The sequence below is a fragment of the Brucella sp. IR068 genome (assembly GCF_049065885.1).
Lineage (GTDB): Bacteria > Pseudomonadota > Alphaproteobacteria > Rhizobiales > Rhizobiaceae > Brucella > Brucella intermedia.
Map to the genome: position 1 here is coordinate 405,369 of NZ_JBAKHE010000003.1, position 14,518 is coordinate 419,886.

Genomic DNA, 14,518 nt, shown 5'->3' on the forward strand with positions numbered 1-14,518 from the left:
AGAAAAGCCTGACCTGACTGGAACTTTGCCGGTCAGATGCGCATATTGTGGGCAACGAATCTTGTTTATCTCACAATTATTTCCTGAAAGAGGAACTATATGCGCGATCCCTATAGCGTGCTGGGCGTCGCCAAAACGGCGAAGCCCGAAGAAATAAAATCGGCTTTTCGCAAACTGGCCAAAAAGCACCACCCGGATCAGAACAAGGATGATCCGAAGGCGCAGGAGCGTTTTGCAGAACTGAATCAGGCCTACGAAATTCTGGGCGACAAGGACAAGCGCGGGCAATTCGACCGCGGCGAGATCGACGCCGAGGGCAAGCCCGCTTTCCAGGGCTTTACAGGCGGGCAGGGCTTCGGCGGCGCCCATGGCGACCCGTTCGCCGGCTTCCGGCAGGGCGGCGGCAACAGCCATTTTGAATTTCGCTCCGGTCCCGGCGGCTTTCAGCAGGGCGGCGGCTTCGGTGGCGCCGAAGATATCCTGAACGATCTTTTCGGCGGAGCTTTCGGTGGCGGTGCCCGCGCAGGCGGCGCACGGCAGCGCGGCCCGGCGAAGGGAGCCGATCTTTCGGCATCCATCGATATCACGCTGGAACAGGCCGCCGGTGCTGAAAAGGTCGAGGCGGTTTTCCCGAACGGCAAGCATCTCAAGATCAAGCTGCCGAAATATGTCGAGGACGGTCAGACCATTCGCCTGAAAGGGCAGGGCGAGGCATCGGTGGGCGGAACGGCTGGCGATGCGCTGGTAACGATTCACTTCAAGGCGCATCCCCGGTTTCGCCTGGAGGGGCGTGACGTGCACGTGGATCTCCCGGTCGAGCTTGCCGACGCCGTCCTTGGCGGCAAGCAGGAAGTGGAGACCCTCGACGGCCGGATTGCGGTGAAAATACCGGCATGGTCGAGTTCGGACCGCGTTCTGCGCCTGAAGGAAAAGGGCCTTCCGCTCAAAGCTGCCGGACGTGGCGATCTTTACGTGCATGTGCGGATCATGCTGCCGGAAGGTGGCGACAGGGAACTCGAAGAATTCCTGCAAAAACGCAAACAAGCCTGAACAGGTCTTCAATCGTTTGAAGCCGGGTGTTGTCTCTTTGCGGCAGTAAAGTGACAATGCCCGGCTTTTTCACTGCAATTGCTTGAAGGAGAGCCGAGGCTGTGCGATAGGGCAACTAGTTAATTGTTTTCAATGAGGACCCCTAATGACCGCACAGTCAGGTTTGTTGCAGGGCAAGCGTGGATTGATTCTGGGCGTCGCCAACAACCGCTCCATCGCATGGGGTATTGCGAAGGCCGCTCGTGATGCAGGCGCAGAGCTCGCATTCACCTATCAGGGCGATGCATTGAAGAAGCGTGTCGAGCCTCTGGCTGAAGAGCTTGGCGCATTCGTTGCCGGACATTGCGATGTGGCGGATGCTGCCAGCATCGACGCTGTTTTCGAGACGCTTGAAAAGAAGTGGGGCAAGCTCGACTTCGTCGTGCACGCCATCGGCTTTTCCGACAAGGATGAGCTGACGGGCCGCTATGTCGATACGTCGGAAGCCAATTTTACCAATACGATGCTGATTTCGGTCTATTCCCTGACGGCGATTTCGCGCCGGGCGGAAAAACTGATGGCCGATGGCGGTTCGATCCTGACGCTGACCTATTACGGCGCCGAAAAGGTCATGCCGAACTATAACGTCATGGGCGTGGCCAAGGCTGCTCTCGAAGCAAGCGTGAAATATCTGGCGGTCGATCTCGGACCGCAGAACATTCGCGTCAATGCGATTTCGGCCGGTCCGATCAAGACGCTTGCCGCATCTGGCATCGGCGACTTCCGCTATATCCTCAAGTGGAACGAGTACAACGCGCCGCTGCGCCGTACCGTCACCATCGAGGAAGTGGGCGATGTCGGCCTCTATTTCCTTTCCGACCTGTCACGTTCGGTGACGGGCGAAGTCCACCATGCGGACAGCGGCTATCATGTCATCGGCATGAAGGCGGTCGACGCTCCGGACATTTCGGTCGTGAAAGACTGAAGCAGCGAATACGAAATCCCGAAAAGTTGACCGCTTCTCCGGATTTTTCTTTTTCTTTCCCGGTTCGGGAAAGCTATCCAGACATTGACTGACGGCATATTGGGGTGGAGCTGTGGCTCGGGAAATCATCTACTTTTCACGTCACGGCGAGACAGACTGGAATGTTTCGCAGCGCATTCAGGGACAGCTCGACATCGATATCAATGCGCATGGCCGCACACAGGCGGATCGCAATGGCGATATGCTGAAGTCGCTGATCGGCGACGGCGCGGGCTTCGACTTCGTGGCAAGCCCTCTGCGTCGCACCCGCGAGACGATGGAACGCATCCGGTTGCGCATGGGGCTCGACCCTTATGATTACCGCACCGACCCTCAACTGATGGAAGTCAATTTCGGCGACTGGCAGGGCTTCATGATGAAGGACATTGCCAGGGAGCGCGAAGATCTTCTGGAAGCGCGCGCCCGTGACAAGTGGAATTTTGTGCCGCCCGGCGCAACCGCCGAAAGCTATATGGGTCTGTCGCGCCGTATCGGGCGCTGGGTGGAGGCCGTGGAGTGGCCGACCGTCTGCGTGACGCATGGCGGCTGCATCCGCACGCTGTTTTACCTTTACGGCGACATGGACGGCCACGCTGCGGCAAATCTATCCATCCCGCAGGACAAGATCTTGAAGTTCGAAAACGGCAAGCTGGAATGGGTTTGATCCCGTAAATCAGTCTATAGTGACCGCGAACAGAATTTTGCCAGCGATGGAGGCGTTACATGCCCTTCGAACGTTTCGCGGTCATATCGGATATTCACGGTAACAGCGATGCGCTGGCTGCGGTGCTGGCCGATATCGATGCTTTGCAAATCGAGACGATCGTCAATCTCGGCGATCATCTGAGCGGTCCCTTAGCCGCGCGTGAGACAGCAGATATGCTGATGGCGCGAGAAATGATCTGCATTCGCGGCAATCATGATCGCTGGCTTGTGGAAAAGTCGCTCGCGGAGATGGGCGCTTCGGATCGGGTCGCACGCGAACAGCTTGATGACCGGCACATCGAATGGCTGCGCGCAATGCCTGCATCGCGCTCTCTGGCCGATGGACGCATATTCATCTGCCACGGAACCCCATCGAGCGATACCACCTACTGGATGGAGAACGTTACCGCCAATGGCGATGTCGTTCTGCGGAGCCGAGAGGATATTGAGGCAGAGGCCGATGACATAGCGGCCTCTCTCATCCTTTGCGGCCATACGCACACGCCGCGGGTTGTTCGTCTTGGGGACGGGCGAATGCTGGTCAATCCGGGAAGCGTGGGTTGTCCCGGTTACGACGACGATCACCCGGTTCCACATATTGTCCAGACTGGCAACCCCAATGCGTCCTATGCTGTCATCGAGCAGACCGGGTCTGGCTGGCAGATAACCCTGCGCAATGTTCCCTACGATACGGCACGGATGGTCCAGATGGCGGAGAACAACCGTCGTGCCGAATGGGCGCGTGTTGTCAGAAGCGGGTGGTTCCAGCCCAAATGAAAAGAGCGGCTTATGAGCCGCTCATTTTTCTATAGGAGACGGTTTCGGGCTTACGGCGCTTCCTGAATGTCGGTGATGAAGCGCGTGCTGTCGACCACATCATAGATGATGAGGACCTTCATGCCCTTGTTGATCGCGCTGTAATCGAACTCGCCAGGCAGCTTGTATGTCTGGCCGTCATCCAGCGTTATGGTTTCGCTGTCCTTGTTGATACCGGTGATCTTGCCTTCGGCATCGTCCGCCATCGCCACCGTCGAGAACAGCGAAGCAACGATGAGAATTAATCCGACCAGATAATGCATGACTTTCCGTTCCTTTGGTTGTGCCTCGGGTTGGGTTGTCGCCTGACCGATTCGACACGATTGTCGCGATTTGAGCACGCCGCGGAAAAGTGGAAATCGGTTTTCCGATAACGACATGCAGGATAATGGGTTTAAAGCGCGATGCGCTTTGATAGTTCTGGCGCGCCGCACCGTCTATCCCACAATGTAGCGTGCGGAATGTGTCAAAAAAAATGCCGGATATCGATCTCCAGAAGGAAATTTTGCGTCACCGGGGAGCTTGATTTGACCGCCGTCAAAAAGCCCAATAAAACCGGCGCGTAAAGTAGCTGCTCTCTCCTTGGCCTGCTCCGGACAAGGACAATTTATTCAGGCGTCGCGCATGTCTCACAATAGTTTCGGTCATCTGTTCCGCGTAACCACCTGGGGCGAAAGCCACGGTCTGGCGCTCGGTTGCGTTGTTGACGGCTGCCCGCCCGGCATCACGTTCACGGAAGCGGAAATTCAGGCCTATCTCGACAAGCGTAAGCCCGGCCAGTCCAAGTATACGACGCAGCGCCGCGAACCCGATCAGGTGCGCGTGCTTTCCGGAGTCCTTCTGGGCGACGACGGCGTCACCATGACGACGACCGGAACGCCCATCTCGATGATGATCGAGAACACCGATCAGCGCTCGAAGGACTATGGCGAGATCGCCCGCCAGTACCGGCCGGGCCACTCCGATTACACCTATGACGTCAAATACGGTATTCGCGACTATCGCGGAGGCGGACGTTCATCGGCGCGTGAAACGGCGGCTCGTGTTGCAGCCGGTGCGATTGCGCGCAAGATCGTGCCCGGGCTCGAGGTGAAGGGCGCACTGGTTGCAATGGGCGTGCATGGCATCGACCGCCGTCGCTGGAACTGGGCCGAAGTGGATAACAATCCATTCTTTTCGCCGGATGCAGGTTCGGTGGAGATTTTCGCCGACTATCTCGACGGCATTCGCAAGAACGGATCGTCCGTTGGCGCAGTCATCGAAATCGTCGCGGAAGGCGTGCCGGCGGGCATCGGCGCGCCCATCTATGGCAAGCTCGATCAGGATATCGCAAGCCTCCTGATGTCGATCAACGCCGTGAAGGGTGTGGAAATCGGCAACGGTTTCGAGGCGGCCCGTCTCACTGGCGAGGAAAACGCGGACGAAATGCGCATGGGCAATGACGGCAAGCCGCTGTTCCTGTCCAATCATGCAGGCGGCATTCTTGGCGGGATTGCTACAGGTGCGCCGGTCGTGGCGCGTTTCGCGGTCAAGCCGACCTCGTCGATCCTGACCCCGCGCCGCTCTGTCGACAAGGATGGCAAGGAAGTGGATGTGATGACAAAGGGCCGTCACGATCCATGCGTGGGCATTCGCGCCGTGCCGATCGGCGAGGCGATGGTGGCTTGCGCGATTGCCGACCATTATCTGCGCCATCGCGGCCAGACTGGCCGCGTCTGAATAAATTGGGGCCAGACTGGCCGCGTCTGACTAATTTGGGGCCAGACTGGCCGCGTTTGATTGAATTCGGCCTTACAGGCCATATCTGACCGACGATTGGGCCCGTTGGTTGTCTGACATATAGAGGTCGAAATGAGCTATAATCAGAAGCAGGTTGTGGATGCGCTTCGCGCTTTCGAACGCGGCGAGATCGTGGTGGTCATGGATGATGACGGGCGCGAGAATGAAGGCGACCTGATTGTCGCCGCCGTGCATTGTACGCCCGAAAAGATGGCCTTCATCGTCCGCCACACATCCGGCATCGTCTGCACGCCGATGACCCGCGAGGAAGCCAAGCGCCTGAACCTCGCGCCCATGGTGGCTGAAAACGAATCCGCCCACACGACAGCGTTCACCGTGACGGTCGACTATCGCCATGGCACCACGACCGGCATTTCGGCGGAAGACCGCACGCTGACCGTGCGCAATCTGGCCAATCCCAATGCCGGCGCTTCTGATTTCGTGCGTCCCGGCCATATTTTCCCGCTGGTTGCCCGCGAGGGCGGCGTCCTGATGCGGTCCGGTCATACGGAAGCCGCCGTCGACCTCTGCAAGCTTGCAAATCTCCCACCCATCGGCGTGATCTGCGAACTGGTCAACGATGACGGTTCCGTCATGCGCGGCCCGGATGTGAAGGCCTTTGCCGAAAAACATGCGCTGCATCGGGTCACGGTGGCCGATCTCATCGCCTATCGCCAGCGCAAGGAAACGCTGGTCAAGCGCGTTGGCGATGCGCCGGTCAAGACTTGCGCGGGTGCAGCCCACGCCTACACTTACGAATTGCCGTGGGAACCGATGCAGCATGTGGCAGTGGTGTTCGGCGATATTCGTGACGGCGAGGAAGTGCCGGTTCGTCTTCACCGCGAAGACGTGCTGAACGATGTGTTCGGCAAGGGCGGCAGCAATCTCGAGGCCATCATGGAAAAGATGGCGAAGGAAGGCCGCGGCGTGCTGGTTTATCTGCGCGAAGGCTCTGTCGGGGTGCGTTCCGATCACCATGACACCCGCGCCCGCGATGCGATTCCCAGCGACCATGAAAGCCATGCCGAAGCGGTTGCCCGCGAGGAAGAGTGGCGTCAGATCGGACTCGGTGCACAGATATTGAAAGACCTCGGCATCACGTCGATTGTACTTCTAGCATCGCGCGAGCGCCATTATGTCGGCCTTGAAGGTTTCGGCATTCACATCGCCCGCACCGAAATCATCTGACTTTTTAAGACAGATCAGGCGCATGGCCGTCATGGTCATGTGCCTGTGAGATGCTATAGTGAATCTATGACGACACGGCTTTACTGGCATCCTATCTATCTCGAACACCTGACCCCGCCCGGCCATCCCGAGCGCCCGGATCGAATTCGGGCGCTGATGAGTGAGCTGGAAGGGCCGGATTTCTACCGGCTCGATCGGATGGAAGCGCCGCGCGGCGACGAGGCGTCTGTGCTGCTTACGCATCCGGAAGAACATCTGGAAGCCATTCGCGCCGGAATACCGGAGCCCGCTTCGGACGAGGAAGCTGCCCCCCCTGTAGTCAAGCTCGACGGCGATACCTATGTCAGTCCCAAAAGCCTGGATGCCGCGCTGACGGCTATCGGTGCGGCAACGGCGGCGGTCGATGACGTGTTTTCCGGCGCTGCAAATAATGTCTTCGTTGCTGCCCGCCCGCCCGGACATCATGCCGAGCGCTCCACGGCTATGGGCTTTTGCCTTTTCAACAATATTGCGATTGCGGCCCGCCATGCGCAGCGCCGCCACGGTGCCGAGCGCATCGCCATCGTTGATTGGGATGTGCATCACGGCAACGGGACGCAGGATATTTTCAAGGACGATCCAAGCGTCCTGTTCTGTTCGACGCATCAGTTTCCCTTATATCCCGGCACGGGGGCGAAGGATGAAACCGGCGTCGGCAATATCTTCAATGCGCCACTGTCTCCCGATACCGGAAGCCGCGAATTTCGCGAGGCATTTAATAGTCGTGTATTACCTGCCCTGGACAATTTCCGGCCAGATTTGATCCTTATTTCGGCGGGCTTCGATGCCCATTTTCGCGATCCGCTGGCCGAGCTCAATCTTGACGAAGCGGATTTTGATTGGGCGACAGGCAAACTCATGGAGCGGGCAGAAAGGTTCTGCGATCACCGGCTAGTGAGTGTGCTTGAGGGTGGATATGATCTTGAGGGCTTGTCGCAGTCCGCGTCTACGCATATTACGCGGCTGTTGAAAGGATGAATCATGGTAACCGAACCGTCCAACGCCGACATTGCGGTAATGAGCTTCGAGGATGCGCTGAAGCAGCTCGAGAAGATCGTCGACGATCTGGAGCGGGGTGACGTGCCGCTGGAGGAATCCATTCGCATCTATGAGCGCGGCGAAGCCCTGAAGAAACATTGCGACACGCTTCTGAAATCCGCCGAGGACAAGGTGGAGAAAATCCGCATTGGCCGTGATGGCCAGCCGCTCGGCACCGAGCCGCTTGACCCGGAATAGATCGGCCTGAATTGAACTGACCGGATAATTCCGGTCAGAACAGGGTCTTGAGATGGGCGACATAAGGCGCCAGAACGCCGCTCAGCAGATAGGGGCCAAGGCCCCAGGCCAGCGTCCATCCAGCAGCACCAATAATATTCGCTGCCAGAAAATGCAGCGGGTCCATTTTCATGGAACCTGCAACGATCCCATTGAGCTGCCGCAGAAGCACGACGAAACGCGCCGTCGCCACCACATAGATTCCCTTGCTTTCGAAAAGTTTCTCGAACTGATCCAGCCGTTCCGGCGTGAGTTTGACGAGGTGTCCGTATCTGAGGATCAGTCGTCGGCCGCCAAAGCGGCCGATCAGGTATCCCGTGCTGTCGCCAAGCACGGCGCCGACAAATACCGCGATCAGCACGGTTTCGATGTTGAGAGTTCCATGCAGGGCCAGCAATGAGCTTGCTATGAGCGCGCTCTCGCCGGGCAGAGGGGCGCCAAAGGATTCAAAATATACGATTATGAAAAGAGCAAGCGCGCCGTATGCGGCAATGTAAGGTTCCAGAAAGCTCATTGATTTGCAGGTCTTTCGGCAAACGCCGATCTGATCCGGTCAGATCGAACGCGATAAAAAGGCTCCGGGCGAGCCGGAGCCTGAAATCTGTAACTATCACATCAACCGATGGAACGCTTGCCGGTAATTGCGTGGTACACCCACAACACGATTATCGAGCCGATTATCGCAATGACGAGGCTGATCGGATCGAATGCGCCGGTGACGCCACGTCCAAAAAGCTGAGACGAGATCACACCGCCGACGATGGCGCCGACAATGCCGAGAGCAATATCCAGAAACAGGCCCTGGCCGCTTTTATTGACGATCTTGCTGCCGATGAAGCCGGCAATCAAGCCTAGTATTATCCAGCTTATAACAGACATCTAATATCTCCCGATGCGTAAATACACTTTTGCATCACGCACTTAGGAAATTTTCACACTGCTGCAAAATTTGCAAGGTATAATGCTTGTCAAAATGGGAAACCCATTTACCTTTATCTTACCGAATGCACAATTGGCATCGGATAACAGGGAGTATCGTGTGATGGGAAGTTATGACGACAACTCGGGCAATTCGCCTATCCCCGGCGGAAGCCTGGCGAAGCCGGTTCTGATTGCGCTCGGCGCCCTGCTGATCGGCAAGATGCTGAAGGGCCATAGCGACGATACGGCGGATGCTCCAGCGCAACCTGTGCCGGATCAGTCGCAGGCAGGCGGCGGCTTGCTCGGTGGTATCCTTGGCGGGCTTGGTGGCCTGCTCGGCGGCGCGGCCGCAGGAAATGCTTCCGCGGCTCCTACAGCGCCGGGGCCTCTGGGTGGCGGACTTGGCGGTCTTCTCGATCAACTGAAACAGGCTGGCCTAGGCGAAAAGGTGGATTCCTGGGTCGGCCAGGGTTCCAACCATCCAATCGAGCCAGGGCAGCTTGGCGATGCGATCGGCCAGAAAACGCTAAGTGAAATCGCGGAGCATGCCGGCATCGACCAGCAGGAGCTTCTGAACCAGCTGTCGCAGGTTCTGCCGGGATTGGTGGACAAGCTGACGACGAACGGGCAGGTTCCCGACGCCAGCGCGCTGTCCAAGCTGCTGCACGGACGCTGACGGAATTTGCATTGAAACTGAACCGCACCGCTCGTCGGTGCGGTTTTGTTTTGAATGCGCTTTCGATAAACTGAAATCATCTCTTATATAAGCTCTACGGATTAATGGCTGGAGTTGCGTTTCATGAGTTTCTTTCCGTGTCCTGACCCGGTTCTTGGCGACAAGACTTCGGTAGACAGCATCGAAACGCTGGTCATCCCGCGTACAAGCGATATTGGTGGGCTGGAAGTGCGGCGTGCATTGCCGACAGTGCGGCGCCGTCTGGTGGGGCCGTTCATTTTCTTCGACCGCATGGGGCCTGCTGTTCTGCGCGATGGCGATGCACTCGATGTGCGCCCGCATCCGCATATCGGCCTTTCCACGGTGACCTATCTGTTCGATGGACATATCCGCCACAGGGACAGCCTTGGCACCGAAATGGTCATCCGCCCCGGTGATGTGAACCTGATGACCGCCGGTCGCGGCATTGTGCACTCCGAGCGTTCGCCGGAAGAGGAACGCAAGGGGCCGTTATCGATTTCCGGCATCCAGACCTGGCTTGCGCTGCCCGATGCGCTGGAAGAAATCAGCCCGGAGTTTTTTCACACCAACGCTCCCGATCTGCCGGTTATGGAGGACAGCGATTTCTCCGGGCGGCTGATCATGGGGTCCATGCTGGGGCTGAAGTCGCCGGTAATCCAGCACGCCGATACGCTTTATGCGGATATTCGGATAGAACCAAACGGGCGTTTCCCGATTCCGCCTGTCGCCGAAGAACGCGCAATCTATACGCTTCAGGGCAATGTCGGCATTGGCGGCGAAGTGTTTCCGCCCGACCGCCTGCTGGCATTCCGCCCCGGCGACGATATTGTCGTGCAGGCCGGACCGGAAGGTGCGCATATCATGCTATTTGGCGGTGCAACACTCGGTTCGAAGCGCTATGTATGGTGGAATTTCGTATCGTCTTCGCGAGAGAGGATAGAGCAGGCCAAGGAAGAATGGCGCAGCGGGCGTTTCGATATCGTGCCCGGTGATGAGCAGGATTTCATACCTTTGCCTGAATGAAGTGAATTGAGTGGAGCCTTGGGACACGATGTCCCGCCTGCTTGATCCTGCCGCGTTGCTGCTATACCGACAACAAAACCGAACCAGAAACAGGTTGTTTTAATGTCCCGACCACTGACCCCGTTGCTTGACAAGGCGCCGATCCCGGAAGCCCTGCGCGCATTGCCGGAATCCGATCTGCCTCAACTCGCGCAGGAATTGCGCGCGGAGCTGATCGACGTGGTATCGACCACCGGCGGGCATCTGGGAGCGGGGCTGGGTGTGGTGGAGCTGACGGTGGCGTTGCACCATGTCTTCGACACGCCGCATGACCGTATCATCTGGGACGTTGGCCATCAGGCCTATCCGCACAAGATACTGACCGGGCGTCGCGACCGCATCCGCACATTGCGTCAGACCGGCGGTCTTTCGGGTTTCACAAAGCGCAGCGAAAGCGAATATGATCCCTTTGGCGCGGCGCATTCATCAACGTCGATCTCGGCTGGTCTTGGCATGGCGGTCGCGTCCGATCTTTCGGGCGAAAAGCGCAATGTGATTGCGGTCATTGGCGACGGTTCCATGTCGGCTGGCATGGCCTATGAGGCGATGAACAATGCCGGTGCGCTCGACGCGCGCCTTATTGTCATCCTCAACGATAACGACATGTCGATTGCGCCGCCGACCGGCGCCATGAGCGCCTATCTGGCGCGTCTCGTCTCCGGTAAGACCTATCGCAGCGTCCGCGAGGCCGCCAAGCAGGTTGCCAAAAAGCTGCCGAAGTTTTTGCAGGACAAGGCCCGCAAGTCGGAGGAATACGCGCGTGCCTTCTTCACTGGCGGCACGCTGTTTGAAGAGTTGGGCTTCTATTACGTCGGCCCCATCGACGGACATAATCTGGATCATCTGCTGCCGATCCTGAAAAATGTGCGTGATACGCAGGAAGGCCCGGTGCTGATCCACGTGGTCACGCAGAAAGGCAAGGGTTATCCGCCAGCCGAAGCCGCCGCCGACAAATATCACGGCGTCAACAAGTTCGACGTCATAACCGGCCAGCAGTCGAAACCACCTGCAAATGCGCCGAGCTATACCAAGATTTTCGGCACCAGCCTGATCGAAGAAGCCCGCCACGACGACAAAATCGTGGCGATCACCGCCGCCATGCCATCGGGCACCGGGCTTGATCTTTTTGGCGAGGTGTTTCCGCAACGCACCTTCGATGTCGGTATTGCCGAACAACATGCGGTGACTTTCGCTGCCGGTCTTGCCAGCGAAGGTTTCAAGCCGTTCTGCGCCATTTACTCGACGTTCCTGCAACGCGGCTATGATCAGGTCGTGCATGACGTTTCGATTCAAAATCTGCCGGTGCGCTTCCCCATCGACCGCGCCGGACTGGTTGGGGCAGATGGCCCGACCCATGCAGGTTCCTTCGATACGGGCTTCCTTTCCGCTCTGCCCGGTTTCGTGGTGATGGCCGCATCGGATGAGGCCGAACTTCGCCATATGGTGCGCACCGCTGCCGAATATAACGAAGGTCCGATCTCTTTCCGCTATCCGCGTGGCGATGGTGTCGGTGTCGACCTGCCGGAACGCGGGCAACTGCTTGAGATCGGCAAGGGCCGCATCGTGCGTGAAGGCACGAAGGTCGCGCTGCTGTCCTTTGGAACGCGCTTGCAGGAATGCCTTGCTGCCGCCGATGAGCTGGGCGCCGCCGGTCTTTCGACCACGGTTGCCGATGCGCGCTTCGCCAAGCCGCTCGATCATGACCTGATCCGCCGGCTGGCGCGAGAGCATGAAGTGTTGGTGATGGTGGAAGAGGGCGCTGTCGGCGGCTTTGCCTCGCATGTGCTGCAATTCCTCGCCACGGATGGCCTTCTTGATCGTGGCCTCAAGGTGCGGGCTCTGACCTTGCCGGACAGCTATCAGGACCACGGCAAGCCGGACGCCATGTATGCCGAGGCCGGTCTCGACCGGGCGGGGATCGTGCAGGCGGTTTTTGCAGCCCTTGGCCGCGAGGCCATCGCAGCGCCATTTCGCGCCTGACCGATGAGCGGAGAAGCAGGCGACAGGAACCTGCGGCTCGATCAGCTGCTGGTCGAACTCGGGCTGTTTGCAACGCGTTCGCGGGCGCGTGATGCAATTCAGCGCGGCACGGTCAAGGTGGACGGCAAGCCAGTCACCAAGCCCGGCCAGACGGTTTTGCGTAACGCAAACATCGCCGTTGACGATCCGGCAAGCGCTTATGTCTCCCGCGCTGCCCTGAAGCTTATTGCAGCGCTCGACCATTTCGGCCTTGATGTGAAAGGGCGTACAGCACTCGACATTGGTGCTTCGACAGGCGGCTTCACACAAGTCTTGCTGGAGCGTGGCGCGAACCACGTTCTCGCCATCGATGTGGGCCACGACCAGCTGCACGAGACGTTGCGCGCTGATCCTCGTGTCACCAACAAGGAAGGGCTCAACGCCCGTGCGCTGGAATTTTCCGATCTGGATGGACGCGAAATCGATTGCGTGGTTTCGGATGTGAGCTTCATCTCGCTGAAACTCGCCTTGCCTGCGGCATTGGCCTTTGCGCAAAAAGGTGCTATTTGCGCGCTTCTCGTAAAGCCGCAATTTGAAGCGGGCCGCGAGGCCATCGGCAAGGGCGGCATTCTGCGCGACCCGAAAGATGGTGAACGCATTGCAGAAGAACTGAGATTGTGGCTGGAGACGCAAGCCGGCTGGCGCGCGCTCGGCCTTTGCCCGTCGCCCATTGAAGGCGGCGACGGCAATCGTGAATATCTCCTGGCAGGAAAGAAAGACCAATGACGACGCCAAGTACTGGGCAAATTACAATCCGCTCGGTTGGAGCGGGCGGCGATGGCGTTGCCAACCTTCCCGACGGGCAGATTTACGTGCCTTTCACGCTGCCGGGCGAAGTGGCCAATGTCGCGCGCGACAAGAACCGCGCGACGGTTATGGCGCTTCTTGAAACATCGCCTGAGCGTCAGGCGCCTGCCTGCCGGCATTTCGAGGATTGCGGCGGCTGCGCCTTGCAGCATTGGCAGGATGAGCCCTATCGCCTGTGGAAGCGCGAACTGGTTGTTTCCGCGCTGAAGGGCAGGGGGATCGACACGGAAGTTGCGCCTCTCGTGGCTTGTCAGCCGCGCACACGGCGCCGCGCTGTTTTTGCGGCACGCAAGACGGAAAAGGGTGTGCTGCTTGGCTTCAATCGCCACTTGAGCCATGAAATCATCGATATAGTCGAATGCGCTGTAACTGTTCCCGAAATCATTGCGCGGCTTGATGATCTGCGGGAAGTGGGAGCGTTGATTGCACCCGGTTCCAAGCCGTTCAAGCTGGCGGCGACCCTGACGGCGTCCGGCCTCGATCTCGCGGCGAGCGGCTGCGGCGTGCTGGATGACAGCCAGCGCCGCGCCTTGACCGCGCTTGTCATGAAAAAGGGCTTTGCGCGTCTTTCGCACGAGGGTGAAATCATCGTCGAGCCGAAAAAGCCGCTCATTCATTTCGGCAAGGTGCCGGTTCCGGTGCCGCCCGGTTGCTTCCTGCAGGCAACGGAGGATGCCGAAGAGGCGATGGTGCAACTCGTGCTGGACCATGTCGGCAAGTCCAAGCGTGTCGCTGACCTGTTCTGCGGCGTCGGCACATTTGCGCTGCGGATTGCAGAAAAGAGCGCGGTTCATGCGGTCGAGAACGACGCGCTGGCCCTTGCCGCCCTTGATCGCGGCGTACGCCATGTGCAGGGGCTGAAGCCCGTCTCGGTCGAGCGCCGCGACCTGTTCCGCCGTCCTTTGATGCCGAAGGAATTGCTGCCCTATAACGCCGTGGTTTTCGATCCGCCGCGTGCAGGTGCGGAAGAACAGGCGCTTGAGCTGGCAAAATCGAAGGTGGAAAAGGTTGTCGCGGTTTCGTGCAATCCGGTGACGCTCGCCCGCGATCTCGCCATTCTGGTGAAGGGCGGCTATCGGGTTACGCGAGTCACGCCGATTGACCAGTTTCTCTGGTCGCCACATGTCGAAGCGGTGGCGACGCTGGTGAAGAAGTAG

The 14,518-nt window shown here is 58.6% G+C and carries 16 protein-coding genes; 13 read left to right on the forward strand and 3 right to left on the reverse strand.

What is annotated here, in order from left to right:
• Positions 1 to 99 precede the first annotated feature (99 nt).
• The 4 genes from ACOWVS_RS07675 (at position 100) to ACOWVS_RS07690 (ending at position 3,535) form a co-directional block, all read left to right on the forward strand.
• Entirely contained in the window at positions 100 to 1,050 is a 951-nt protein-coding gene (locus ACOWVS_RS07675) for a DnaJ C-terminal domain-containing protein (protein WP_006466186.1), read from the forward strand.
• Positions 1,051 to 1,195: 145 nt separating this feature from the next.
• Positions 1,196 to 2,014, forward strand: coding sequence for an enoyl-ACP reductase FabI (fabI, locus tag ACOWVS_RS07680; protein WP_006466187.1), 819 nt, complete (start codon positions 1,196 to 1,198; stop codon positions 2,012 to 2,014).
• 112 nt (positions 2,015 to 2,126) lie between these two features.
• Positions 2,127 to 2,717, forward strand: a complete 591-nt coding sequence (locus ACOWVS_RS07685) for a histidine phosphatase family protein (RefSeq protein WP_006470659.1) — start codon at positions 2,127 to 2,129, stop codon at positions 2,715 to 2,717.
• Positions 2,718 to 2,776: 59 nt separating this feature from the next.
• The gene (locus tag ACOWVS_RS07690; protein WP_063881944.1) at positions 2,777 to 3,535 is read left to right on the forward strand and encodes a metallophosphoesterase family protein; all 759 of its coding nucleotides are present in this window, start codon (positions 2,777 to 2,779) and stop codon (positions 3,533 to 3,535) included.
• A 50-nt stretch (positions 3,536 to 3,585) separates the two neighbouring features.
• Here ACOWVS_RS07690 and ACOWVS_RS07695 read toward each other — a convergent pair whose 3' ends face one another.
• Positions 3,586 to 3,837: a DUF1344 domain-containing protein gene (locus ACOWVS_RS07695; RefSeq protein WP_006470661.1), complete on the reverse strand. Its 252-nt coding sequence runs from the start codon at positions 3,835 to 3,837 to the stop codon at positions 3,586 to 3,588.
• Positions 3,838 to 4,198: 361 nt separating this feature from the next.
• Here ACOWVS_RS07695 and aroC point away from each other — a divergent pair, with 361 nt between their 5' ends.
• From aroC to ACOWVS_RS07715, 4 genes are all read left to right on the forward strand, one after another.
• On the forward strand, positions 4,199 to 5,293 hold the full coding sequence (aroC, locus tag ACOWVS_RS07700; RefSeq protein WP_075041767.1) for a chorismate synthase: 1,095 nt from the start codon (positions 4,199 to 4,201) through the stop codon (positions 5,291 to 5,293).
• A 132-nt stretch (positions 5,294 to 5,425) separates the two neighbouring features.
• Positions 5,426 to 6,541, forward strand: a complete 1,116-nt coding sequence (gene ribB / locus ACOWVS_RS07705) for a 3,4-dihydroxy-2-butanone-4-phosphate synthase (protein ID WP_006466192.1) — start codon at positions 5,426 to 5,428, stop codon at positions 6,539 to 6,541.
• Positions 6,542 to 6,607: 66 nt separating this feature from the next.
• Complete coding sequence (locus ACOWVS_RS07710; RefSeq protein ID WP_006470663.1) at positions 6,608 to 7,558, forward strand: histone deacetylase family protein; 951 nt, start codon at positions 6,608 to 6,610, stop codon at positions 7,556 to 7,558.
• 3 nt (positions 7,559 to 7,561) lie between these two features.
• Positions 7,562 to 7,816 carry an exodeoxyribonuclease VII small subunit gene (locus tag ACOWVS_RS07715; protein WP_006466194.1) on the forward strand — a complete coding sequence of 85 codons (255 nt, stop codon included), beginning with the start codon at positions 7,562 to 7,564 and terminating at the stop codon, positions 7,814 to 7,816.
• A 34-nt stretch (positions 7,817 to 7,850) separates the two neighbouring features.
• Here ACOWVS_RS07715 and ACOWVS_RS07720 read toward each other — a convergent pair whose 3' ends face one another.
• Both ACOWVS_RS07720 and ACOWVS_RS07725 read right to left on the reverse strand, forming a co-directional pair.
• The gene (locus tag ACOWVS_RS07720) at positions 7,851 to 8,369 is read right to left on the reverse strand and encodes a DedA family protein (protein WP_006466195.1); all 519 of its coding nucleotides are present in this window, start codon (positions 8,367 to 8,369) and stop codon (positions 7,851 to 7,853) included.
• A gap of 101 nt (positions 8,370 to 8,470) precedes the next feature.
• Complete coding sequence (locus ACOWVS_RS07725) at positions 8,471 to 8,734, reverse strand: GlsB/YeaQ/YmgE family stress response membrane protein (RefSeq protein WP_006466196.1); 264 nt, start codon at positions 8,732 to 8,734, stop codon at positions 8,471 to 8,473.
• 163 nt (positions 8,735 to 8,897) lie between these two features.
• Between ACOWVS_RS07725 and ACOWVS_RS07730 the strand changes: the two genes are divergently transcribed.
• From ACOWVS_RS07730 to ACOWVS_RS07750, 5 genes are all read left to right on the forward strand, one after another.
• Positions 8,898 to 9,452, forward strand: coding sequence for a YidB family protein (locus ACOWVS_RS07730; protein ID WP_006470664.1), 555 nt, complete (start codon positions 8,898 to 8,900; stop codon positions 9,450 to 9,452).
• 123 nt (positions 9,453 to 9,575) lie between these two features.
• Positions 9,576 to 10,496 (forward strand): pirin family protein, encoded by a 921-nt coding sequence (locus tag ACOWVS_RS07735; RefSeq protein WP_025091914.1) that lies wholly within the window; start codon positions 9,576 to 9,578, stop codon positions 10,494 to 10,496.
• 102 nt (positions 10,497 to 10,598) lie between these two features.
• Entirely contained in the window at positions 10,599 to 12,515 is a 1,917-nt protein-coding gene (gene dxs, locus ACOWVS_RS07740; RefSeq protein ID WP_006466199.1) for a 1-deoxy-D-xylulose-5-phosphate synthase, read from the forward strand.
• A 3-nt stretch (positions 12,516 to 12,518) separates the two neighbouring features.
• Entirely contained in the window at positions 12,519 to 13,280 is a 762-nt protein-coding gene (locus ACOWVS_RS07745; protein ID WP_006466200.1) for a TlyA family RNA methyltransferase, read from the forward strand.
• Positions 13,277 to 14,518: a class I SAM-dependent RNA methyltransferase gene (locus ACOWVS_RS07750; RefSeq protein ID WP_006466201.1), complete on the forward strand. Its 1,242-nt coding sequence runs from the start codon at positions 13,277 to 13,279 to the stop codon at positions 14,516 to 14,518. Before ACOWVS_RS07745 ends, ACOWVS_RS07750 begins: the two co-directional genes overlap by 4 nt.